Below are 23047 nucleotides of genomic sequence, written 5' to 3' on the forward strand. Positions count from 1 at the left end.
CTGAATTTTAAAATACTGAACGGTTCGAAAGATTCTCAAGTTCCTTTATTGAAAAATGAGAAAGCATTTCCTTTATAACTGGAATTTGTTTTGGAATCATGCTTAAATTTCTAACGCCCATTCCGGCAAGAACAACTGCGCTTTCTTTGTTGCCTGCCATTTCTCCGCAGACAGAAAGAGGAATATTGAACTTTTCAGCATTTAAAATTGTATTTTTTATCATGCGCAAAACGGCAAGGCTAAATTCATTGTACAGCGGATTCACAGCTTGATTTTCACGGTCAACGCCAAGAACATACTGGGTCAAGTCATTTGTTCCAAGCGAAAAAAATTTCGAGTATGGAGCAAGACAGTCCGCGCAAATTGCAGCAGCGGCGGTTTCAACCATTATTCCAATCGGAACATCAGGATCAAAAGGAATGTTGTCTTCCTTTAAAGAAATGCGTATTCCCTTTGCAATTCCAAGGGCAGTTTCAACTTGAGAAACATCCGTAATCAGCGGAAGCATAATTCTTAAATTTCCGTAGACGCTCGCACGGTACAAAGCCCGCAACTGTGTTCTAAAAACTGAAGGACAGTAAAGCGACATTCTTATTGCGCGCAATCCCATCAGCGGATTTTTTTCAGAAACGGCAGGAAGGTCAGACCCCTCAACAATTTTATCTCCGCCTGCATCAAGAGTTCTTATTGTAACAGGCTTGTCGCCCATTATTTGAAGAACACGCTTGTAGGCTTCAAACTGCGCATCCTCACTCATTGAATTCGTATAAGAAGACGAAGACTGCTTGCTGAACTTTTGCGCGGAATTCATAAAAAGAAATTCTGTTCTAAAAAGTCCGATTCCATCCGCGCCGTTATCCAACGCAATCTGAGCTTCTTCCGGCGTTCCGATGTTCGCATAAAGTTTAAAAACAGTTCCATCTTCTGTTTTTGCAGGAACGTCCTTGAATTTCTGAAGGTTTACTCTGTATTTTTGCTCGGAAACAATTTTCGCGTTTGCGCTTGTCAAAGTCGCCGCATCAGGGTGAATTATAAGCTCGCCGATATTTCCATCGACAACAATTGTTTCTCCGTTCTGCGCAAGATTCGCCGCGTCTTCAATTCCAACAACAACAGGAATTCCGTAGCTTTTTGCAAGAATGGCTACATGGCACGCACTGCTTCCTTCAGTAAGAGCAAGCCCGGCAATTTTTCGTTTTCCAAGAATCACCGTGTCGCTGGTTTTCATAGAGCGGCCGATAATAACCGCACCGTCGGGAACAAGCCAAATATCAAACGGATGATAGTCAAGCAAAATGTCAAGGACGCGGTTAAAAACATCTTCAATGTCCTGAGCGCGTTCCGCCAAATATCCATTGTGGCTGTTGCGAAGCATATCCGCATATTCCCTGACTTTAAAATCCAAAGAATATTCTATATTAAGAAGTTTTTTTGAAAAGAAATCCTGAAGTTCTTTCATAAAAACAGGATCTGAAAGCATAAGCTGGTAAGTTTCAAGAACTTCACGCTGATCCTTTGTAATATCCTTGGTCGAAAGAAAATCAGAAAATTCCTTTTGAACCTGAGAGCAAGCGTCAGTCAGCCTTTGCCATTCAAGATTAACTTCCTGAGCTGAAATTTTTCTTTTGGGGATTTTTCGTTCCTGCTCGTCTGGAAGAACAAACGCTTTTCCAATTCCGATTCCTTCGGCAGCAGAAATACCAAGGATTACATTCATTCTGATATAATAACGTCAAACAAAATGATAGTCAACTTTTAAGAAAATTTCAAAGTTGCCAAGTGAAATCAGCACAAAAAATCTTTATTGCCTACAGAAATATTATCTGCTATAATTATAATATTATGCGTCTAAGGAAGAGAATTGCAATCATAGTTGATTATCTTGAAACAGAATACACACAGCGTGCACTCGAGGGTGCGCAAAATTTTCTAAAAAAACATAATGCGGAGCTTGTTGTGTTTCCGATCGGAACAATGAATGCCGTAAATTTCAACTATGAATATCAGAACCTCGCAGTCGCTTCCCACATAAATTCCAACAATGTTGACGGAATGATTTTTTTAACTTGCACACAGCTCAATAACGTTTCAACTGAATATTTGCGGATGTACTTAAAATCATTTTCTCCGCTGCCGGTTGTTTCTGTAGGCTGTGAATTTGAAGACATTCCGAGCATAACAATTTCCTGCAAACGGAGTATGTGCCAGCTTGTAGAGCATTTAATCTTGACGCACAAAAAAAAGAACTTCGCGCTTATGACTTTGGAAGGCGAATCGCAGGAAGCACAGGAACGTGAAAACGCTTTCAGGCAGACATTAAAAAAATACAAAATTGAATTTGACGAATCTAAAAAAATTTACGGCGGATTCACTTACGACACGGCAACTTCCGCTATAAGGGAATACAGAGAAAGAAAAGGTAAATTTGACTTTGAAGCAATTGTCGCGCTAAATGATGAAATGGCTTTTGCCTGCCTCGATGTCCTGAAAATGTACGATGTAAAAATTCCGCAGGAAGTAACAGTTACTGGTTTTGATGACGAAATCAGAGCGGCTTGCATAACTCCGTCGCTTACATCTATAAATCAAAATGTGGAAAAGCAAACAGAAGCCGCGGCAAAACTTTTGTGCAAAATAATAAACGGCGAAAACACTTCAATAAAAAAAGCAATAAGCTCGTATCCAATTTTCAGGCAGACTTGCGGATGTATTTCACCAAAAGACACAACCGGCGTTGGAATCGGAGTCAAGGGAAACAAAATTGAAGCTTCCGTAAAAAACATAATGGATTTTGGACTGAACAAATGGTATGCAAACAGAAATAATTTTATTCAGATTATTCAGCAATACTCAACTTTGCAAGCTGAAATCACACTGGACACTTTGCGGCAAAGAATAAACAGCGACTTGATTTCTTACGGAATAACAGCAGCTGCAATCTGCCTTTTTGAATCTCCAGTTTTAACTGAACGTTTTGACTTTTTCAAGTTCCCGGACAAAACCTATATTTTTTCAGCATTTGACAAGCAAAACAATTTTATACTCAGCCACAATGAGGAAAAAATTTATTTTGATCCAAAATCAAAAATACTCCCAGATGATTTTTTTTCTTCGATGGATGGAATGTATGTTTGTAGTTTGTTCAACAATTCGCTGATTTACGGCTACATAATTTACAGACCGGGTGATTACGATTCTTCCATTTATTCGATGGTTTGCAAAATGATTTCATCCAGCATCGCAAACGCAGTTACTTTCAGCCAGGCAAAAAACAAACTCAAGAAACTCGAAAAAGACTACAACAAAATCTGCGCAGTTTCTGTTACGGACGAGCTTACAGGACTTTTAAACAGACGCGGATTTATTTCCATAAGCTCAAGAATTCTTGAAACCGCCATGAACAGCGGACAAAGCGGACTTGTTCTTTTTGGCGATATTGACGGACTGAAAAAAATAAACGACACGCACGGACACGCCGCAGGAGACAGAGCCATAAAAAATGAAGCCGCGCTTTTAAAGAAAACATTCCGCTCGTCAGATGCAATCGCGCGTCTTGGAGGAGATGAATTTGCAATACTTGCAGCCGGACTCAATCAAGAAAATTTTTCAAAGCTAAAAGAACGGCTTCAAGTTTATTGCGATGAATACAACAAAAATTCAGGAGAACCATTCACGCTTTCAATAAGCATAGGCTCAGCTCCGTTCGGCGGACAAAGTGGCTACGACATAAATTCCCTGCTTGAATATGCCGACTCAGTTTTGTACAAAGAAAAACAAAAAAAATACGGATTTAAATTTAAAGGTAGAAAATGAAAATCGAAGCGAAATTTTATTCAGAAAAAAACAAAATTTATTTTTTAAACGGAACTGAACTCAACACAAAAAACAAAAAAATCATAGACGGAAAATGCTGCAAAAATAATTCTGAGCCAGAAGAAAATGCGCTTTATTCTATAAACGTTACGCAAGAACTCACAGGCACAGAAGAAAATGCAAACGAAGAATTTCTTGCAGAATTCAGAGACTGGCTAAAAAAACTTGAAGACAAAAATTCATTTGCAATAATAATTCCTTTCGCAGAAAATGCTTCTGCAACTCAAGAGCAAAAAGAAATTTTCACGGCAAGTTTCAAGCATTGCGCAAGAAGAATAAAAGACTGCGAAAACGTAATAGGCTTTTCAGTTCCAGAAAATGTTGAGCCGGACTTTTTTATATCGGAATTAAAGGCAAAACACGGTCATTATATCTTTTTCAGCACAGATGAAAATCTTCTTGCTTCTGATGAGAAAATCGCAAAGCTTTGAGACGGCAGTTTTTTCAGCTTCAACAAAACATCATCATTTGCGAAATAACGCAATAGTTTCAAAAGTTTTTCAGTAAATTCTCTTGAACATTTTTTTATTTTTTGTCAAAATAAAGGAAAAGTTGAACGAGTCCTGTTTATTTATTAAATTTTTCATGAGGAAAACAACTTTTATGGAGAATATACCATGGATTATGAGCACAACGATTTTATCAAACTTGTTTCAGGAACTGTAGCTTTCAGCCTGTTTTTTGTAGCTCTTTGTGTATGCACTCTTGTTTTTATCCCTGCGGAAAAGCCGGTAGAAAATACTGTGGCTTCAGAAAATGCAAAATCAAAAGCCTTTCAGGAGCAGACTGTAAATTATGAATCGCTTTTTGACAAGGAATATCCTGAGCTTGTAATTGAAAACAGAAAAAAAGATGATGCCGGACTTGTTCTTTACAAGCAGCCTCAAAGCAGAGCCGCAGTTGAATGGTACTACTCAAGAGTTGTAAACAGCCGCGAAGTTGCGCAAGCAGTGCTTCAGTCAGCAGAAGAATTCAATATTCCTCTTTCACTTGCGTTTGCACTCGCCCACACAGAAAGCAACTTTAAAGTAACGGCAATGCACAAAAACACAAACGGAAGCATTGACCGCGGACTTTTCCAGCTTAACAACACAAGTTTTCCAAAGTTAGAAGAATCTGATTTTTACGATCCGAAGACTTCCGCGCATTACGGACTTTCGCATTTAAGATTCTGCCTGAACACAGCAGGAAATGAAATCGCAGCACTTGCAATGTACAATGCCGGAGCAAACAAAGTAAGAAAAAACAGCACGCCTCAGATTACGCTTGACTACATTTCTAAAATTCAGAATTACAAGCGCGATCTTGAAGATAATTTTGCTGTTGAAGTTTTGGCTTTGTACAATACAGAAACACAGAAAAATCTGCTTGCAAAAAAGTTTTAACCTAAAAATGAATGAAGCGTAACTTCACCGGAGTGAAGAACTTTTTTTGTTCCGTCAGCAAGTTCAACTAGAAGCCCTGCGTCATCAGTAATGTCCAGGGCTTTTGCTTTAAATGATTGTTCCTGACCAATCACAGGCAATACATCCAGTTCCTTTCCAAGCAAAAAAGAAAGACTTTTATATTCGGGGATGATATTTTCGCCAGAATTTAAGATTTCTGTTATTTCATCCAGACAGCAAAATATCAATTTCTGACTGCTTATTTTTTTTTCAGATAAGAATTCAGCAGTAGAAATTCCGCCGGCTTTTTTGCGAAGCTCTTCTGGAAAATCATTTTTCACAACAAGATTTATGCCGATTCCAACCACAGCGGCTTCAACAATTCCTTTTGAAGAGTTTACAATTCCTTCAGTTAGAATTCCGCAGACTTTTTTTCCGCAGCAAAAAATATCATTCACCCATTTTATTGAGCAGCTTGCCCCAAACAATTTTTTTATGGCGCGGCAAACCCCAACGGCAGAAGTCACCGTGAACATCGCAGGATTTTTTATGCCTCCTTCCTTTACAACTGAAAAACTGAAATACGCTCCAGTCAAAGACGGCGAATAAAAAAAACGCCCCAAGCGTCCATGTCCGGAAGTCTGGGATTCAGCAGCAACAAGAGTATTGTTAAAAATTCCGCCGTTTTCTGTTAAAGTGCCGTCTTCATTCAAAAGAGGCGACATTGCATTTCCGCGGCGGATAAGCTCGGAATTTGTGCTGTCAATTTCTTTAAACAGTTGGATTTTAAAATATTTTTCCCAACTGCCTAAAGAAATATTTTCAGCCTCAAATTCCTTTGACATTATTTTTTTCCAAGAGTTGAAAAAGAATTTACAGTTGAACAGAAAACGATTCCGCTTCCAGGCTCCTGTAAGCAAGCAAGATTTTTTACCGCATCAAGAACTGAATCTTTTTTTTCAGAATCTACAATAATCATAAGCATTTCTTTTTCAGGAACAATATGCATTCCAAAAAATTTAGCATCGTCTTCGCGCGCGGTTCCTCTTGCATTTATAACAGTTCCACCGCCAGCTCCAGCTTTTCTTGCCGCAGCCATCGCGTCATCTGCATAACCCTTATTCAAAATTACAGAAATTAAAGTCTGTTTTCCTTCTGACATAGCGTCGCCTTCCTTTCCTTTTATAATTCCCGCTTTTACCATTGTGTCCGACTCCAAAGCGCAAAGATAACCAAAATCTTTTTTTTCATTTTCGCAGGCTTCTTGAACCGCTGAAAAAATTTTTTCTTTATTTTCCTGCTCAACAAGAATAAGAACAATGTCCTTTGTTTTTGCTCCAAGTCCCAAAGCATCCGCAAGTCCGCTTGAAGAAATTCCTTTTCCACGCAAAACAGTTCCACCAAAACTTCCAGCCTTTACAGCAGAATCAGAAACAAGCTCGGCTTTATTCTGCGGAACTTCAGCTAACAAAAGATAAAATGCACTCATTGCTTAACCTCCTTTTTTCTTGTCTTCAGCTTGAAAATTATTCCAAGAATCTGAATTGCAATCAGCGGAGTCATGGCAACAAGGGCAATCACTCCGAACGCTCCAGCAGCAGAATCGATTCCGCTTGCAGAAGCCGCGCCGATTGTAAATGAAAGAATAAACGTGCTAGTCATAGGACCAGATGCAACTCCTCCGGAATCAAAAGCGATTCCCATAAAAAGCGGAGGACTAAAGAAAGTCAAAAGAAGCGCAACAGCATATCCCGGAATCAAAATGTACCACAAGCTGAATCCATATAAAATGCGGATCATGCACAATGCGATTGAAGCCGCAACTCCAAGTGAAAGAGTCGCAAGAATAACTTTTCTTCTGATGTTTCCGCCGCTTACGTTTTCAACCTGCTCTGTAAGAACCCAAACAGCCGGCTCCGCGCAAACCGTTATCGCCCCGAACAAAAGCGAAACTAAAATTATAAGCACAACCCAAATTCCACCATTAGAAAAGGCCGCCTGCCCAAGAACACTGCCAAGCATTTTTCCTGCGCTCATAAATCCGCCGTCCGCTCCAACCAAGAACAAAATTAGTCCAAAAAAGCAATACAAAATTCCCTGGGCAACTTTTCTAATTTGAACTGGAGGAAGCTTTAAAAGCAAAATCTGGAAAACCGCAAACATTATTACAAGCGGAAGCATCGACATAAAAACTTCACGTACAACTTCCGGCAGATATTCAATAAAAACTGAAAGTCCTTCCTGAAGATTATCAGCAGAAGATTCCGCCGAACTAGAAACCGAAGAAGATGCGCCTGCGCCAGAAAGATTCAGAATCATTCCGTAGACACAAACTGCGGCAATAGGTCCGATACTTGCAATTCCCGTAAGACCAAACGAACTGTCGCTTGTTCCGCCTTCCTTTGAAGAACCTGCATGACGAACAGAAGCAACACCCATTCCAAGAGCCATGATAAACGGAACTGTCATAGGTCCTGTTGTCGCTCCTCCCGCATCAAACGCCGCGCCTTGAAGTTCTTTTGGGCACACAAATGCAAGAGAAAACAATACAATGTATGAAATAATCAAAACAGTTCTAAGATTAAGAGAAAATACAGTTCTGCAAAGTCCGATTGTTATAAAAAAACCTACACCAAGCGCAATGCCCAGAACAAGTCCCCATTTGTTCACATTTGAAGAAAGACTTTTTATTTGATCCGCAAGAACTTGAACATCAGGCTCGGCAATTGTAACCATAACGCCAATCAAAAATGAAGCAGAAAGAAGCAAGGCAAGATTCTTTTTACTTGTAAGAGCCGCGCCGCTCCTTTCACCTATAGGAAGGATTCCAATGTCAACGCCAAGCAGAAAAAATGTAAGCCCAACAACGACAAGAATTCCTCCTACAATAAACCTTACAATTATGTTAAGGCTTAAAGGAGCAACGGTGACCGAAAGCAAAAGAACAATCGCCATAATCGGGAAGACAGAAAAAAATGTCTCCTTGAATTTTTGAAACAGGTTCATCAATTCTCCAATAAAAAGCCAATGAGAAAGTTTTAACTTTCGATTTGACTTTTTAACGCAATCTCTCAACAAAGTGAACTCGCAACGCAAGTTTCCAGCAGAAATTGCACATGATAAAGGAAGTTTGCAACGCAAACTTGTGAACAAAAAACTTGACGCTATTTTAGGCAAAGTTTTTTATTGCACTCTCCTAAAGTATGAACGAATTAGAAAAATACTTTTATAAAAAAGACCGTTGAAAGCTATTGCTTCCTAGCCGCATTCTAGCATTATTTTTTTAAGCTAAACTACGATAAATTTTTGTAGCAATTCCAGCCCTTTTCCCTGATTTCCTTGACCCAGCGAGCAGCAAATTTTTTTGCACCTTCCAAGTCATGGTCTTTGTAGTTTCCGCATTCAACTTCTGTGCTTCCAGGAATTTCTTTGTTCCAAGCCGCAACTTTTTCAAGAACATTGCAAAGATGCTCGGCAATATAAGATTCCTCGTGGTCTCCCCAAACCGTAAGATAAAATCCAGTTCTGCATCCCATAGGGCTAAAGTCAATTACAATGCGCGGAAGCTCATCTCTTATATATTCAGCAACAAGATGCTCCAAAGTGTGAATCGCTCCAGTCGGCATAAACTCCTTGTTCGGCTGGCAAAAACGGACATCATACTTGCTTACAATGTCGCCCTTTCTACCAGTTTTTTCAGAAGCCAAGCGCACAAAAGGAGCTGTAACCTTTGTGTGATCCAAATTAAAACTGTCCACGTTGTATTTTTTTTCAGGCATAATTTTCCTCCATTTTCAATTTACTATTTTTGAATAAGAAAAACTTCAACATTTTTGGGAAATTCAAAAATAAAATCCGCGCCGCAGTTTTCAAATTCTTCTTTTGTTCCAAAGCCCCAAAGAATTCCTGCGCACTTTATTCCAGCAGAATGCGCGCCGTCCACATCATAATGCCGGTCGCCAATTAAAATGCATTTTTCTTTTTCGTCTGAAATTCCGTTTGATTCCAAAACATATTTTACAACATCGCATTTTTCAACACGGGATTTTTCTTCCAAATCGCTTCCGCCCACAAAATCAAAAAGACTCAGGATTCCCTTGCGCTCAAGAATTTGCTTTGCGTAAACTTCCGGCTTGCTTGTTGCAACAAATATTTTTTTTTCGGCAGCGCGCAGATTTTTTATAAGCTCAACAACGCCGCTGTAAAGTTCAGCTTCGAACATTCCTTTTTCCGCATAATAATCTCTGTAAACCTGCATTGCGTTTTGAATTTCATTTTCTGGAAGCTTGAGTGTCTTGGAAAAACTTTCTTTTAACGGCGGACCAATCATCGTGCTGTAAACCGCGCGGTCAATTTTTAAGCCGTAATGAGCAACAACTTTATCAAACGAATTAAAAACACCTTTCGAAGTGTCCATTAAAGTCCCGTCAAAATCAAAAAGAATATAGTCAAACATTATTCCATTCCCAAGAAAAGTTTGTAGCCGTTGTATGCCTGCTGAATGTCTTCTTTTGAAGTGATTTCCCACGGAGCGTGCATACTCAAAACCGCAACGCCGGCATCAAGAACGTACATTCCATATTTCGCGGCAAGATGCGCAATTGTTCCTCCGCCGCCCTGGTCAACTTTTCCAAGTTCCGCAAGCTGATACTTTACATTTCCAGAATCAAGAACATTTCTAAGTTTTGCAATGAATTCAGGATCCGCATCACTTGCCCCGGACTTTCCGCGCGAACCAGTATACTTTTGGAAAACAATTCCGCCTCCAAGGAATGAAGAATTTTCCTTGTCAAACAAGCTTGCATTCATAGGGTCATAAGCTGAATTTACATCGCTAGAAAGCATCCAGCTGTTGTTCAGGCAACGGCGCACAGAAAGCTCTGAATATTCACCAAGCCGGGCAACAACTTCCGCAACAGCGTTTTCCATAAAATGGCTTCCCATTCCAGTCGCACCGTAGCTTCCGATTTCTTCCTTGTCAACGCAAATGCAGCAGTTTGTTCTGGAAGAAGCATTGCTGTCCACCATCGCCTGTGCAGAAGTGTAAGCGCAAGAGCGGTCGTCCTGTCCGTAAGCCAAAATCAAGCTGCGGTCAAAACCCAAGTCTCTTGGAGCGCCAGCCGGAACAACCTCAAGCTCAGCGGAATTAAAATCCTTTTCTTCAATTCCGTATTTTTCATTTAAAATATCCAGAACAAGTTTTTTTGCCTTGTCTTTTTCCTTTGACTCTGAATCTTCGTTTTGTGCTGAAGGAATTTCGCTTCCGCAGATTAAATCCAAACTTTCTCCGTCTATAAAATCAGCGGCGGTTTCTTTCATCTGTTTTTGGGCAAGATGCGGAAGAATATCAGAAATGCAGAAAACAGGCTCATCGGATTTTTCGCCAATTGAAACCTTTACAGTAGAACCATCTTTTAAACAGACAACTCCGTGCAAGGCAAGCGGCAAAGTAACCCACTGGTATTTTTTTATTCCGCCGTAATAATGCGTGTTCAAATAAACAATAAAATCTTTTTCATAAAGCGGATTCTGCTTTACGTCCAAGCGAGGAGAATCAATGTGCGCCCCAAGAATATTCATTCCGTTTTCAATAGAGCCTGTGCCGATTTCAAAAAGCGCAATGCTTTTATTGCGTTTGCAGACATAGACTTTTTCACCCGGCTTTAAGGAGTCAGTTTTCTGAATGTCCTTGTATCCATTTTTTTCCGCAAGATGAATTATAAGAGAAACACATTCGCGCTCAGTTTTTCCGTTTTCAAGAAATTTCTTATATTCTTCTATTAAATTCATTTTATTCTCCAAATAATTTTTCAAAAAGTATAGCATAATATAAGGAAAAAGTCAGTCTGAAAAAAAATCCAACTGCCATTCAATCCACCTATTTTTTCAGCGTTGAATTTTTAAAGAAACTGTGTTATAATAATCTCATTATGGCAAAACCAAAGACAGAATTTTCTGTAAACCAAAAAGTTGTTTACCCAAGCCAGGGCGTTGGAAAAATCACAGAGATTTTCAAAAAAGACTTCAACAATGAGCCTACATACTACTACAAAATTTATCTTGAAGTTTCCGACATGAATGTAATGGTTCCTGTTTCAAGATCAAAAGACCTAGGAATCCGCGCAATCGTTTCAAAAGATGAAGCGCAGACAGCACTGAATTCAATCAGCGATGACTTTGAGCCTCCTACTTCCGACTGGAAACTCCGCTATCAGATGAACCTTGACCTGCTCAAAAAAGGAACAATCGGCGACATTGCGGCAATCGTGCGCTGTCTTTACCACCGCTCAAAGGTAAAGGAACTTCCAATTCTTGAGCGCAAGCTTTACGACAATGCAAAAAAACTTCTTGAGGACGAAATTGCAGAAGCCTTTGGAATTTCCAACAAGGAAGTTGAAGCCATGTTACATGAAAAACTTGAGCCGCTCGGTTTAAAGATTGAAAAGAAACAAGCCTTTGCTGACGATGATGAAGACGAAGATGAGTTTGAGGAAGAAACTTCATCTAACGAAAAAGACTCCGAAGAGTTTGACAGCGAGGATGATGATTAATAAAGTTCTTGTCATAGCCGCCGCAGGCTCTTCCAGCCGGATGGGACTTGGCAAAAAAAAAGAATACCTTCCATTAAAAAAGGGAACTGTGCTTTCTGAATCAGTCCGTGCATTTATTGAAGCTTCGGATTTTTCAGAAGTCATAGTTTCCATTCCTAAAAACGGTGAGAAGGAAGCAAAAGCCGCACTGCTTGCCGACACAGAGATAACAAGCCTTTTAAAGAACACAACGCTGACTTTTACGGAAGGCGGAGCTACAAGACAAGAGTCAGTTTTCAAAGCGCTTTGCAAAATCAAAAACAAAAATTCAATTGTCCTAATCCATGACGGCGCGCGTCCGTTCGTTTCAAAAAAAATAATTCAGGATGTAATTTCTAAAACGCAAGAATTTGGTGCGGCAGTTCCGGCAATTCAGCCTGTTGACACACAAAAAGAAATTGCGACGGACAGAACAATCAGCCGTCATCTTGTAAGAAAAAATTTGGGAGCCGTGCAAACTCCGCAGGGATTTTTACTTGAACCGCTGATTAAATGCCACAAGGCTGCTTTTCAAAAAAAACTTGAGTTCACGGACGACACAGAAGTGTGGGACGCTTTTCCAAATTTTACAGGCGGAAAAAAAGTCCACATTGTTGAAGGCAGCGAAAAAAACAAGAAGATAACCTTTATTCAGGATATTTCCAAGGAAACAAAAATGGTCCGCATAGGAATTGGAACAGACTTGCACAGGCTTGTTGAAGGCAGAAAATTTATTTTAGGCGGAGTCGAAATCCCATCGGAAAAAGGCGAGCTTGGGCATTCAGACGGAGACGTTCTGCTTCATGCAATCAGCGACTCTCTTTTAGGAGCTTCCGGCATGGGAGACATAGGCTCGTACTTTCCAAGCGAAAATCCGAAATGGAAAAACGCTGATTCCGCAGAGCTTCTAAAAAAAATCTGGGCGGACATAAAATCAGCAGGCTGGACTTTAGGAAATCTTGACTGCGTAGTAGAAACAGAAAAACCAAAGTTGCTTCCCTGGCGCGAAAAAATAATCAGTTCAATCTCATGCATTCTTGAAACTACATCAGAAAAAATTTTTGTAAAAGCAAAGACAAACGAAAAGCAAGACGCTGTTGGAGAAGGCAACGCAATAAAGGCATATTGCGTATGTCTATTAGAAAAAACTGAATAATTTCCAAGCATTTTCTTTACAAATGCAACTTTTTAGCATATATTGTAAACATGAACACAGTAGCAATGAATATTAGAGTTGACAAAAATCTCAAGGAACAGGCGACGGAGCTTTACAATGATTTGGGGCTTTCGCTTTCGAGCGCAATCAATATGTTTTTGCGGCAGTCTGTGAGGGAAAATGGATTGCCGTTCAAGCCGCAGCGGACGAGGCGAAAGAGCGAGATTGAGCTTGCATCTGAGGAAGCCGACCAGCTTATGAACGACCCGAATGCGAAAACTTACGAGGCTCCGCAGGAACTTTGGGATGAAATCGGTTTATGAGCGAAAATTTCTACAAATATAAAACCAGAGCAACAAAGCGGTTCAAGAAACATGCGAAACTTGTAAAAAAGCGCAGCGTGAAAGATTCAGAAAAGCTGAAATCCGCAGTTGAACTTCTTGCAAAAGGCGAAAAACTTCCCGAACGATTCCGCGACCACGAGCTTGCAGGAAATCTTAAAGGCAGCCGCGAGTGCCATATTCTGCTGGATTTGCTTTTGATTTACAGGATTTTCAACGACATTCTGATTCTTGAGCTTGTTGACACCGGCAGCCATGCGGATTTGTTCGGAATGTAAAAACCGCATTTATTTTTCTTCTATATAATATCACATTCATTACAAATAAAAATCAAGCGTTCTTTATCTTTGAAAATGCTTTTTGAATGCTTTCGAGTACTTCGCTTCTTAGAGTTTCTTCTATACTTATGACATTTTCGGCGATTTTTTCTTTTTCTGATTCTTCACATTTTACAAAAAGGCGGACAGGCTCAATTCCAAGTGAACGCGCGATGCTTTCGATTGTTTCCGGGGAAGGAAAATACTTGCCGTTTTCAATACTGTTTATGTAGTTCGAGCTTTTTCCGATTTCGAGCGCAAGGTCAAGCTGGCGCATTCCCTTTTGTTTCCTGAAAAATTTGAGATTCTGAATGAACTGTTGCCGCAAAGTCTGCATACACATACTATGGCAATGTTTTTAAAACTATGTACATCTAAATAGAATGTGTATTTCTGCATATTTTGTTGACGATAACTGTATTTAGATGTATTATTACATTCATATTAAATGTATCGTGGGAGTTTATCATCACGATAAAAGGAGAAAAAAATGAAGAAATCATTTTTAGGTTTGGTTGCGGTTGCTACACTATTTTTGATGGCAAGTTGTGTTACAACAGCTGAAGTAAAACAGTATGGTCTTGAAACTGAAGAGACCATAGCTTTGAATCTTACAAAAGATCCAAATGTCGGAGTTCTTTATGTAACTCATGTGAACGGAGAAGCTACAGGAGCGACATTTACACCTTCCATTCTTCCGGGAGTTGGCGGAAAATCTGTTTATGTAAATCCGTTGTATGTAAAACTGAACGGAAAGCCTATCATCTTTACAATCCAGTGCCCTGTTGTAACTGGTTATGACACAAACAACAAACCAATCGTTCAATATAGACAGACTGAACTGCGTTTGACAAAACTTTCTGATTTGAAAGCTGGTGATGTTATAACATTGAAATGGATGTATCAAACTCAAACATTTGCCTTCATGGATGCTACAGGAAACATTGTACAGCAGACAATTCCAACTTTTAATTAATTTATAACATTACAGCAGGAATATTGCGCACATCACAATGTTCCTGCTGTTTTTATGAAAAAATTATAAGGGGAAAGCGGTGATGAACATAATATTAATTACAAAAGATGTCGCAGAGGCTATAACTGCTATAAGCACAGCGATAATTATATTAATTTCAATAGTAAAATTACTTCCCAGCCCAATAAAAAATTTTTTCACAAAAATAATTCCAACTTTTTTCTGCGGATTTACAGATGCTAATGGCAAAAAGTCTTTCTTTTTCAAAGCAGTGAAAGCAAGAAATTCTCAACAGGAGCAATTGAGAGATGTTTTACATTCATTGACCCAAGATTGTGAATTTGAAGAATTTCTAGTCTTAAATGAAAAAGAATTAGCCAATTTTTTATCTGAAACAAAATTATTTACAAAGATTTCACTAAGAAAACAATAAATTGAATTTCAAATTAAGAAACATAATAAAACTAAACAAAAGGAGAAATTTAAGATGAAGAAGAAAAGTTTTATCGCAATAATTCTATTTTGCATTTTTTCACACATTTATGCGGATAATGAGTGGGTAGAAATTGCAAGTACTGAAAATAAAAATCTTACAGAAGCAGATATAGTGCGTTTTTTTGTAACAGAACTCGTAAAAAGCACATATCCTTATGCATTAGTAAATTATGATACATTTGATGGAAATTGCTATTGGACCTGTAGAGTAAAATATGAAAAAAACTCAAAAAAAGTCCAACTTGTTATAAGGAATGCCTATATAGACTTTGACTTCTTCAGCAACTCAGGTTGGTATTGGTATGATGATGACGGAAGAAGAATTGATTCAGTTAACATAAATAGCTATGCTTTTTCAAACATGGCATATTCAACAATATGTAATTGCATAATAGAAAGCAAACTTTTATTAAAAAAACATGGGCAGGCATATTCTGGCACTGCACTAGAAGGTATAGAAGAACTAGAAGAATATGCAGATTGTTTTAAACAAAACTAACAAGGAACAAGAAAGTTTATGAGCATGAGATGGCATAGGAATCGCAATCTGTCAAAAGATGAATATCTGAAAAATTTTGATAAAAACGCAAAGCCTGCTCAAGCTGAAAAAGACAGCAAAATAGAAAATGCCTACAGGCAGGCTGCCGAAATCCGCAAGTTTGAAATTGAGCTTTTCTGGAAACGCGCTGGATACTTTTGGGCGTTCATTATTTCTATTTATGCCGCATTTTTCAACGTACAGAAAGAATTCTACTATGACAAATGCACTGGCAACTTTAAGCACGGAACAATACCACTGCTCTCACTTTCTGCCCTGGGATTTTTCTTTTGCCTTGCATGGCTTTTGTCCAGTTACGCATCAAAATTCTGGCAGGAAAACTGGGAAAACCACATCGACCTTTTGGAAGATTATGTTACAGGTCCGCTTCACAAAATCTATTCCGCAGGAGAATCTTTTTCAGTTTCAAAAATAAACATTGCGGCTGGCTACATTGTTTCGTTTTTTTCTGCCGGACTGTTTGTATTCGAGCTTGCTGAATTCTGCAGGAATTTAAAGCTTAATCACTTCCTGATTTTTCTTGTGCTGATTGTGCTGTTTTCTTGCGGCGTGGCAGGATTTATCTTTCAAATGAAAGGCAACGTTTCTAACAACGGTGAAATTCATTTTGACAAGAAAGTTTACGAGGGAAACTGACAAGTGAAAAAAATCAATCCTTTTTTATTGCTGTTTATTTTCATGGGATTTTGCCTTGCAATTTTATACGGATTTTTTGAGCTGGGAGATTTTAAAACTATGAATTCAAGTTTAGAAAAAAAATTTTGTTGTATTTCTATAATATTAATTGCTCTTATTTTATGTAGCTTCATCTGGTTTTGCATTTATTCAAGCAATTCAAATGATTCTGTAAAAATATACTATTGCAATAATTCTGTTTTAAAAATAGAAACTACAGACATTAACAGTTTTTTCGTGCTTTGTAAAAAAGATGCAACAGTTCCTGAAAAAACAAAAATGGTTGTATATTCTTCCGCGGATATTCTTTCAGAAAACAATTTTAGTGATTTGCAAGCTTTATCAATACTTTGTTTTTCTGGCGAAGAAAGCAATATAGATAAAAACCTTTATGAAAAACTTATAAAAGACAATGTGAAAATTGCAATCTGCAACGGAAACAAGTTGAATATATTTAAGAATGAAAAACTTTGTTCTTCCATTGTTTTTCCCATAAAAGAAAATTCACAAAAGAACAATTTAAATATATCTGGAAAAATAAAAATTTCAGCATCTTTTGAAAAAGATAAATAAAACATATTCGATGCAAAAGCATAAAAGAATGGAGGTTTTGTATGAAAATGGGCACAAAAATTAAAATTTTATTATTTATACTTTGCATTTTTGGTTTGTATGTATTTATTGAAGAAACTTCTATAGAAGAAAGCGTTCCTCCACCCAAAGATACAACCACACCACTTACAACGAAAAATACAGGAATTACTAATACTACCAATTCTAAACATAGCGACATCACACCTTCTTTTGATGATATAATGGGGCTGTTTGATGAAGAGAATAAGGTGGCAACAATTGCAAGTACCGAAAACGAAAATCTCACAGAAAAAGATATAGTGGAGTTTTTTGTAACAGAACTTTTAAAAAATTCATATCCTTCTTATATAGCAGTAACTTATGTTACATTCGATGATAAAAATTGGTATTGGACCTGTCGTGTAAAATATAGAAAAAATGGAAAAACAGTCCAACTTGTTATAAGAAATGCCAGAATAGAATTTTACTTCTTTAACGAACCGGGTTATTATGTAACAACGGATGACGGAAGAAAAATTAATGCAGTTGGCAATAAATATAATGCTGCAAACATGGCATATTTAGCAACAAGCAATTGTATAGCAGAAAGTAAACTTTTACTAAAAAAGTACGGACAATCATATTCTGGCAGTGAACTAGAAGGTATAGAAGAGCTAGAAAAAATGGCAGATGAGTTTAAAACTGCACGAGATAGCTATAAATAACTACTAATATTGATGAGATTATTTTATAAACCAATGAATATACCTTCTGCTAAAACCCCAGTATACTAAACACACATGAAATTTTATCAGCGCATATTTTTCCTTACATTCTTCTCTATTGCGGCTGTTCATGCCGATGACTTTACGGACATTCTTCAGGATTTGGCGGTTCAGACTGCTTGCATCGGGCAGTACTCGGCAACACAGGCGGGTGGAACTTGGAGCGAAGATCCTCTCGATTACTACAAACCGTATTTGCTGGCAGAGCGGTTTAAGAAAATGTCCGGGAACACAACGCGCACAATAACGTTCTACGGCGTATGCTTCGACTATGCGGAATTTGCGTATTGGGACATAAAAGACAACGAAAGTCTTTATATTAAAAACGGAATGAGAAAAGGCCAATTTTTTCTTGCCGGAAATAATTCAAATCCAAACGTCATCGAGCTTTCAGTTCCAACTTCAACTTCAAACGCGACAAAATTTCAAAATGGAATTCCTGTTAGAACTTACGGAAATTCAAGCTACAAAAATATAAAGGCACACAAGGCGCAGAACGGAACGCGGGCAACAAACCACGCCTGGCTTTGGGTAATGCGCAATGACGGAGTGTGGTTCTGGATTGACCCGACTTGGACAGACAATTTGGGCTACGTAGTCTACGGCTATGTCAGCAACGGAGAAGAAATTCAGTGCCGTCCCGACAAAGACTTCTGCCTTGAATATCCTGACTTTCTTAAAAATCTTCCCCTTCCTCCAAAAATGACTGAATGGAATCCGTCTCCTGCCTCCACTTCAACTTCTTCATCTTACAACGATTATTCTGGCTCAAGTTCTAGCGACTTTAACTACGGAAATTACAATAATGAGTTTCCCTGGATTTTCGGAGTTTCGGCGACCGCTCCTTATCCCTATGTGGAAGAAAAAGAATTCAGCCAGGACAAAATAGGTTTTTCATTTGACGCTTTGAGCCTGATAAACGGAATGACTGGCGGATTCAGCATAGACTACCTGCGGAACTTTAAAGACGAAGAAAAGCTTCAGTCATGGTTGCTTTCAATATGCTTTGGACCAAGGCTCTACAGCAACCTTGCAGCTTATGTTGGCGGCGGTTTAGGAGTTGGATTCGACGGAAACAAAAAAGAAGAAATAGAAAATTCAGGAGAAACTTATGACTTTACAGACTCATTCTTTCTCAGCTACAAACTCTCGCTAGGTCTCGTTCTCAACATTTCAAGTCTTGTTGCAAAAGTCGAACTTTCATTCAACGACATTCTCGGTTTTTCAGCAGGAGCCGGAATCATGCTTGGATTTGGATATTAAAAAATCACATCTACAACTTTGCAAGGCACTTGGAAATTTCTAAAGCCGCAACTTCAAGTTGATTTTTTTTCAGAAACGCAATAGGCTCTAGTTCCGAAAATATCGTTAAATCCTTCCGAGTACTTCGCTTCTTAAAGTTTCTTCTATACTAAAACAAAGGAGAAGTTGTTCTCCTTGCCTGGAGAGAGTCCCTCTCCTTGCAATGTTTAAAGGTCTCTCCTTGTAACGGAGAGAAAGTCTCTCCAAAATTCATCGGTTACACTCTATAGTTAAATTTTATTGAATTTTAATTCAATTATTATTGACAAAATCATATTTATGACTTACTCTATATTTATAAAGTTCAATTTTATTGAACATAATATCAGGAGGAGAAATTCCATTTGGAGGCCACACATTATGGAAGGAAACAAAATTTTTGCTGAGAGAGTGAAAGCTGAAAAGGAAAAACATAATTTGACAACAACACAGCTTGCAGAAAAACTAGGAATCAACAAAAGTCGTATCAGCATGTGGGAAACAAACGGAACAATTCCGCGCCAGGATATGCTTCTAAAACTTTGTACGCTTTTTAACGTTTCATCGGATTATCTGCTCGGAAACGAAGTTGATATGAAGTCCGAACAAATATCTTCAATCCAGCGCAAACTTTCAAAACTTAATCCTACAGACTTGGAAAAAGCGAACAATATTCTGGATGCGGCTTTTGCAGAGATTTTTGGAGGAATAAAATAAATGATTATAGAAGAACCTGATTTCAAAAAAGCTGTTCAAACAGCAGATGAAATTCTTGTAAGTTCAAAGGAAATCAAAGCATTTCCATTCATGTTAATTCCTGTAATTATGGAATACACAGACTTTGAACTGCGTACATTTGGCTGGATAGAAAAAAAAGGAATATCTGCAAAAGACTCTTTTCTTTCTAATGATGCTGAGCTTAAAAAGAAAGGCGGAATGTATATTCTTTTTTACAATGAAATGATGCCGCCTGCAAGACTGATTTTTTCATGCACCCATGAACTTGGACATTACATGCTTGGTCATCCAATTGACAGTCTTTCAAGAATGAGGGACAGAAACGACCCAAAATTTTTGGATCTTTATAGAATTTGCGAAGTGGAAGCGAATTTCTTTGCGGCAGAACTTTTAATGCCAGAGCCAATTATAGTTGAGCTTTTTAAGCGTGGATGCAAGATAACAGAAGAATTTCTTATTAAACATTTTGAAGTTTCAAGAGAAGCTGCTAAGAAAAGAATCGAATTACTTAGAAAGGCTTACGACTGGAATAATTTTAACCGTTATCCTGATTCATGCAATTATGATGACATCATTGTAGAAAAATACAAAAAGTTCATAGACTCAATTGCTCCGCAAAAGTTCAAATATGGATACAGTCTTGAACAGGACCTTGAGCTAGAAAAGCAAAGGGAAACATGGGTATAAAAATTATTAGCAAGGAGGCAAAACCAATGAAAACACTTTCTAAATGCTCTTCCGCTTTATCCGGTGCGGCAAGAGTTTTGAAACAAAAAAGCTGACATTTTACTCCAATAAAACATCAGCCTACAAGTGCGTGAAAAACTTCAAGCACAAAAAATTCGTTGAATTAAAATATCACGCACCGGCCGCCGGGGTCAATACATAATTGGAAAAAATCCGATAAAAAAAACTAAACAATATCCGCAAGAGGTAAGGAAGGTGCAAAATGAATGACAAAAAAAATTCATTAACAGACAAAGTGAACGTAACAATGCATCCTGTTGCGCTCTCAGAAAAAGATATTTCTTATGCAAAAGTCCAGCGAGAAACTGCATATATAGGAAACGTGATTGATTCAATTCTAAAATACAACAAGACTTTAGACAGAGAAACACTTTTGTTTACGGCAGGTCTTTTTAGAAATGGAATCCTTGAGCTTTTGCAAACAGGAAAAGCAGTTGATCTTCTTGAGATGGGAATTCTTTATATTAAGCCTGATGGTGGAATGGAGACAGCAAGCCCAGGCATAAATGACGTTCCATCGATGAAGGTTGCTTTTACTCCATCAGAACTTGCTCTTGAAGCTGTAAAAGGAGTATCGGTCGCAGCTGATGTTACAGCAACAACAGCTCCTGAAATAACAGAAGTTTTCGATATGCACACACGCAAAAAAGGAACAGAAATAACATCCGGTCAGACTGTGCGTATAAAAGGCAAGCGGCTTAAAGTAGCAGGAAACAATGATGAAACAGGAGTTTTTCTTGCTTCTTGCAATGAAAACGGAAAGTACTCGGAAAATATTTCTGAGTGGATTCAAATCAAAAGCGATGAACTGATAGACAATACAGGTTCTGTTCTACTTTTCAATGTTCCGGTAGAAGCAAAATCTGGAACTTATAGGCTCATTGTAAGAACAGCTTACGGTTCAGGAACTCGCATAAACAAAACAGTCCGCGCCGGTATTCATTCTGAAACTATAACAGTTTCCACATAAGGTGCTTAGTAAACAAAAAAAACGGCTCTTCTGAATAAGAAGGGCTGTTTTTTTCAGCAAAAATTCTACAACTTTGCAAGCCGCTTGGAAATTTCTAAAGTTGCGGTTTCAAGTTCTTCCTTTATTATCGAGTTGATTTTGTTCTGAAGAGTGTCGTCAAAAGAAGCCGTTCCCGGAGTAAAGAATAGCGCGGCAGGCATCACATCAAAAGCCGCTACAATGCGCTCAAGAAGTTTATAAGTTACGAATTTTCCGCCCGTTTCAATTACGCTCAAATGGTTTGGTGAAATTTCAAGTTTTTCCGCAAACTGCTCCTGCGACATTCCCGACTTTTTTCTGTAATATTTAACGTTCTCGCCAAAAATTTTTCTTATATCAACCGACGACATAAAAATAGTATGCCCTACAAGCACAACAAATCACATAAGCAAAAAGAATAAATATCAACGTAAATCATTCTAAAAGCATTGAAATATATTGCTTTTTGAAATAAAATAATTATAAATCATTCTTTAGGAATGGAAATAAAGGAGTTTTTTTTATGGAAACAAATGAAATTACAAACGCACTTATAAAATTAAGCAATGAAGACGACACAAAAAATCTTGAAAACGTGCAGAAAATTCTTGACTACTACAGAAAATCAGACAATCCAAAAATTAAAGAACTGATTTATAAAGAATACAATCGATTTGCAGAAACTGTTAATAAAATAATAAAAAAAGAACAGAAAAAAGGAGAGAATTAAAATGAAAAAAAGAAGCCTTATTATAGCAATTTTGTTTTGTATTTTTTCGCATATTTATGCGGAAGGGTATGTTGGATCTACTTATTTCGCCAATATCGGAAAAGCCACTGCTTGCATAAGATTCTGTTATTCTCCAACAATTAAACAGCCATATGAAGAAATAAATAAATTTGCTCAATTTTACATTGAAGATTATCGTAAAATAGCTGAGAACCACCCTGAACTGATTTATGTCAATACTACTGTATGCCAAAAACAATCTGGAACTATCTATGTTATAGCAAAATACGATACAAAAAAAGGAATAGAAGTTTCAGCAATTATTGACTCAAAAGATAGTGAAAGAAATATATTAACTGGTAAAACTTATGATGATCCTTATGTTGCGCAATATGAATATGACCGTTTATGCCAACAATACATAGATATGCTTTTTAACTAAATATCAAAAAAATAATAGGAGCAGAAATTTATGGCAGACAACAAAGCTTTTATTTTTAAAAGCCTTGAGGCATTAGAAGCACACGGAAAAATAAAAGAGATTCATTGGCTTTCAGAATCATATTTTTGTGAAGAAAAGTTTAAGATTTCATGGAAAGATGAAATAGGAAAAACACTTCCTGTTCTAAAAGTACTGTATCCACAACTAGACAAAGAAACTGAGAGAAAATCAAAAACTGACAAGGACGTGTATTATAAAGATAAAATCGTCCTAGACGGCATACCTTTTCTTGTATTTGACAAATGGTTTGATGATAGTCAAACTCAATTTTTAGAATGGTTAAAAAGTGTTTTGGGAAATAACTTTTCTGAACTTTCCGAAATAGAAAATTCATTAAAATCAAAAGGAGAGAATTAA

29 protein-coding genes are annotated in these 23047 nt (G+C 37.8%); 20 read left to right on the forward strand and 9 right to left on the reverse strand.

All coding sequences use genetic code 11. The features are described 5' to 3' along the window. Positions 1-7: 7 nt before the first annotated feature. Positions 8-1717, reverse strand: coding sequence for a phosphoenolpyruvate--protein phosphotransferase (ptsP, locus tag TRESU_RS11265; RefSeq protein ID WP_013702336.1), 1710 nt, complete (start codon positions 1715-1717; stop codon positions 8-10). 125 nt (positions 1718-1842) lie between these two features. Between ptsP and TRESU_RS14370 the strand changes: the two genes are divergently transcribed. The 3 genes from TRESU_RS14370 to TRESU_RS11280 all read left to right on the forward strand — a co-directional run bounded on the left by TRESU_RS14370 (position 1843) and on the right by TRESU_RS11280 (position 5258). Continuing rightward, complete coding sequence (locus TRESU_RS14370) at positions 1843-3813, forward strand: substrate-binding and GGDEF domain-containing protein (protein ID WP_013702337.1); 1971 nt, start codon at positions 1843-1845, stop codon at positions 3811-3813. Beyond that, a complete protein-coding gene (locus tag TRESU_RS11275; RefSeq protein WP_013702338.1) occupies positions 3810-4304 on the forward strand; it encodes a hypothetical protein in 495 nt (164 codons plus the stop codon). Before TRESU_RS14370 ends, TRESU_RS11275 begins: the two co-directional genes overlap by 4 nt. A 186-nt stretch (positions 4305-4490) precedes the next feature. Beyond that, complete coding sequence (locus TRESU_RS11280; RefSeq protein ID WP_013702339.1) at positions 4491-5258, forward strand: lytic transglycosylase domain-containing protein; 768 nt, start codon at positions 4491-4493, stop codon at positions 5256-5258. Here the strand turns inward: TRESU_RS11280 and TRESU_RS11285 are convergent. The 6 genes from TRESU_RS11285 to TRESU_RS11310 form a co-directional block, all read right to left on the reverse strand. Further along, positions 5255-6103, reverse strand: a complete 849-nt coding sequence (locus tag TRESU_RS11285; protein WP_013702340.1) for a biotin--[acetyl-CoA-carboxylase] ligase — start codon at positions 6101-6103, stop codon at positions 5255-5257. The genes TRESU_RS11280 and TRESU_RS11285 overlap by 4 nt on opposite strands. Further along, a complete protein-coding gene (locus TRESU_RS11290; protein ID WP_013702341.1) occupies positions 6103-6747 on the reverse strand; it encodes a P-II family nitrogen regulator in 645 nt (214 codons plus the stop codon). Before TRESU_RS11290 ends, TRESU_RS11285 begins: the two co-directional genes overlap by 1 nt. Next, positions 6744-8264, reverse strand: a complete 1521-nt coding sequence (locus tag TRESU_RS11295; RefSeq protein WP_013702342.1) for a DUF1538 domain-containing protein — start codon at positions 8262-8264, stop codon at positions 6744-6746. Before TRESU_RS11295 ends, TRESU_RS11290 begins: the two co-directional genes overlap by 4 nt. A gap of 287 nt (positions 8265-8551) precedes the next feature. Beyond that, the gene (locus tag TRESU_RS11300; RefSeq protein ID WP_013702343.1) at positions 8552-9037 is read right to left on the reverse strand and encodes an S-ribosylhomocysteine lyase; all 486 of its coding nucleotides are present in this window, start codon (positions 9035-9037) and stop codon (positions 8552-8554) included. A 23-nt stretch (positions 9038-9060) separates the two neighbouring features. Continuing rightward, positions 9061-9714 carry an HAD hydrolase-like protein gene (locus TRESU_RS11305; RefSeq protein ID WP_013702344.1) on the reverse strand — a complete coding sequence of 218 codons (654 nt, stop codon included), beginning with the start codon at positions 9712-9714 and terminating at the stop codon, positions 9061-9063. After that, positions 9714-11048: an aminopeptidase gene (locus tag TRESU_RS11310; protein ID WP_081454789.1), complete on the reverse strand. Its 1335-nt coding sequence runs from the start codon at positions 11046-11048 to the stop codon at positions 9714-9716. Before TRESU_RS11310 ends, TRESU_RS11305 begins: the two co-directional genes overlap by 1 nt. Positions 11049-11188: 140 nt before the next feature. Between TRESU_RS11310 and TRESU_RS11315 the strand changes: the two genes are divergently transcribed. The 4 genes from TRESU_RS11315 to TRESU_RS11330 are packed head-to-tail and all read left to right on the forward strand — an operon-like array spanning position 11189 to position 13602. Continuing rightward, positions 11189-11809, forward strand: a complete 621-nt coding sequence (locus TRESU_RS11315; RefSeq protein ID WP_013702346.1) for a CarD family transcriptional regulator — start codon at positions 11189-11191, stop codon at positions 11807-11809. After that, the gene (ispF, locus tag TRESU_RS11320) at positions 11802-12983 is read left to right on the forward strand and encodes a 2-C-methyl-D-erythritol 2,4-cyclodiphosphate synthase (RefSeq protein WP_013702347.1); all 1182 of its coding nucleotides are present in this window, start codon (positions 11802-11804) and stop codon (positions 12981-12983) included. The genes TRESU_RS11315 and ispF overlap by 8 nt, the downstream gene beginning before the upstream one ends. 50 nt (positions 12984-13033) lie before the next feature. Then, entirely contained in the window at positions 13034-13306 is a 273-nt protein-coding gene (locus TRESU_RS11325; RefSeq protein WP_013702348.1) for a type II toxin-antitoxin system RelB/DinJ family antitoxin, read from the forward strand. Then, the gene (locus TRESU_RS11330) at positions 13303-13602 is read left to right on the forward strand and encodes a type II toxin-antitoxin system YafQ family toxin (RefSeq protein ID WP_013702349.1); all 300 of its coding nucleotides are present in this window, start codon (positions 13303-13305) and stop codon (positions 13600-13602) included. Before TRESU_RS11325 ends, TRESU_RS11330 begins: the two co-directional genes overlap by 4 nt. 52 nt (positions 13603-13654) lie before the next feature. On the opposite strand, the gene TRESU_RS14375 is transcribed toward TRESU_RS11330, so the two are convergent. Further along, positions 13655-13984 (reverse strand): helix-turn-helix domain-containing protein, encoded by a 330-nt coding sequence (locus TRESU_RS14375; protein WP_013702350.1) that lies wholly within the window; start codon positions 13982-13984, stop codon positions 13655-13657. 147 nt (positions 13985-14131) lie between these two features. Between TRESU_RS14375 and TRESU_RS11340 the strand changes: the two genes are divergently transcribed. The 10 genes from TRESU_RS11340 (at position 14132) to TRESU_RS11390 (ending at position 21440) form a co-directional block, all read left to right on the forward strand. Continuing rightward, positions 14132-14617, forward strand: coding sequence for a hypothetical protein (locus TRESU_RS11340; RefSeq protein WP_013702351.1), 486 nt, complete (start codon positions 14132-14134; stop codon positions 14615-14617). A gap of 82 nt (positions 14618-14699) precedes the next feature. Next, positions 14700-15050, forward strand: coding sequence for a hypothetical protein (locus tag TRESU_RS11345; protein WP_013702352.1), 351 nt, complete (start codon positions 14700-14702; stop codon positions 15048-15050). Positions 15051-15104: 54 nt separating this feature from the next. Beyond that, complete coding sequence (locus tag TRESU_RS11350) at positions 15105-15611, forward strand: hypothetical protein (protein ID WP_013702353.1); 507 nt, start codon at positions 15105-15107, stop codon at positions 15609-15611. A gap of 18 nt (positions 15612-15629) precedes the next feature. Next, on the forward strand, positions 15630-16307 hold the full coding sequence (locus tag TRESU_RS14380) for a RipA family octameric membrane protein (protein ID WP_013702354.1): 678 nt from the start codon (positions 15630-15632) through the stop codon (positions 16305-16307). Between the two features lie 99 nt (positions 16308-16406). Then, positions 16407-16919 (forward strand): hypothetical protein, encoded by a 513-nt coding sequence (locus tag TRESU_RS11360; RefSeq protein ID WP_148228285.1) that lies wholly within the window; start codon positions 16407-16409, stop codon positions 16917-16919. A 41-nt stretch (positions 16920-16960) separates the two neighbouring features. Beyond that, a complete protein-coding gene (locus TRESU_RS11365; protein ID WP_013702356.1) occupies positions 16961-17644 on the forward strand; it encodes a hypothetical protein in 684 nt (227 codons plus the stop codon). A gap of 75 nt (positions 17645-17719) precedes the next feature. Continuing rightward, complete coding sequence (locus tag TRESU_RS11370; RefSeq protein ID WP_013702357.1) at positions 17720-18967, forward strand: hypothetical protein; 1248 nt, start codon at positions 17720-17722, stop codon at positions 18965-18967. Positions 18968-19366: 399 nt separating this feature from the next. Beyond that, entirely contained in the window at positions 19367-19702 is a 336-nt protein-coding gene (locus tag TRESU_RS11375) for a helix-turn-helix domain-containing protein (RefSeq protein WP_013702358.1), read from the forward strand. Further along, complete coding sequence (locus TRESU_RS14385; RefSeq protein ID WP_013702359.1) at positions 19703-20410, forward strand: ImmA/IrrE family metallo-endopeptidase; 708 nt, start codon at positions 19703-19705, stop codon at positions 20408-20410. 262 nt (positions 20411-20672) lie between these two features. Continuing rightward, positions 20673-21440 (forward strand): DUF4469 domain-containing protein, encoded by a 768-nt coding sequence (locus TRESU_RS11390; protein WP_013702360.1) that lies wholly within the window; start codon positions 20673-20675, stop codon positions 21438-21440. A 65-nt stretch (positions 21441-21505) separates the two neighbouring features. Here TRESU_RS11390 and TRESU_RS11395 read toward each other — a convergent pair whose 3' ends face one another. Next, entirely contained in the window at positions 21506-21829 is a 324-nt protein-coding gene (locus tag TRESU_RS11395) for a helix-turn-helix domain-containing protein (protein ID WP_013702361.1), read from the reverse strand. Positions 21830-21981: 152 nt separating this feature from the next. Between TRESU_RS11395 and TRESU_RS11400 the strand changes: the two genes are divergently transcribed. From TRESU_RS11400 to TRESU_RS11410, 3 genes are read left to right on the forward strand one after another with little or no spacing between them, the layout of a single operon-like run. Then, on the forward strand, positions 21982-22188 hold the full coding sequence (locus TRESU_RS11400) for a hypothetical protein (RefSeq protein ID WP_013702362.1): 207 nt from the start codon (positions 21982-21984) through the stop codon (positions 22186-22188). A gap of 1 nt (position 22189) precedes the next feature. After that, positions 22190-22630 (forward strand): hypothetical protein, encoded by a 441-nt coding sequence (locus tag TRESU_RS11405; protein WP_013702363.1) that lies wholly within the window; start codon positions 22190-22192, stop codon positions 22628-22630. A gap of 30 nt (positions 22631-22660) precedes the next feature. Further along, entirely contained in the window at positions 22661-23047 is a 387-nt protein-coding gene (locus TRESU_RS11410) for a hypothetical protein (protein WP_013702364.1), read from the forward strand.

The sequence above is a fragment of the Treponema succinifaciens DSM 2489 genome, from assembly GCF_000195275.1.
In the GTDB taxonomy this organism is placed as follows: Bacteria; Spirochaetota; Spirochaetia; order Treponematales; family Treponemataceae; genus Treponema_D; species Treponema_D succinifaciens.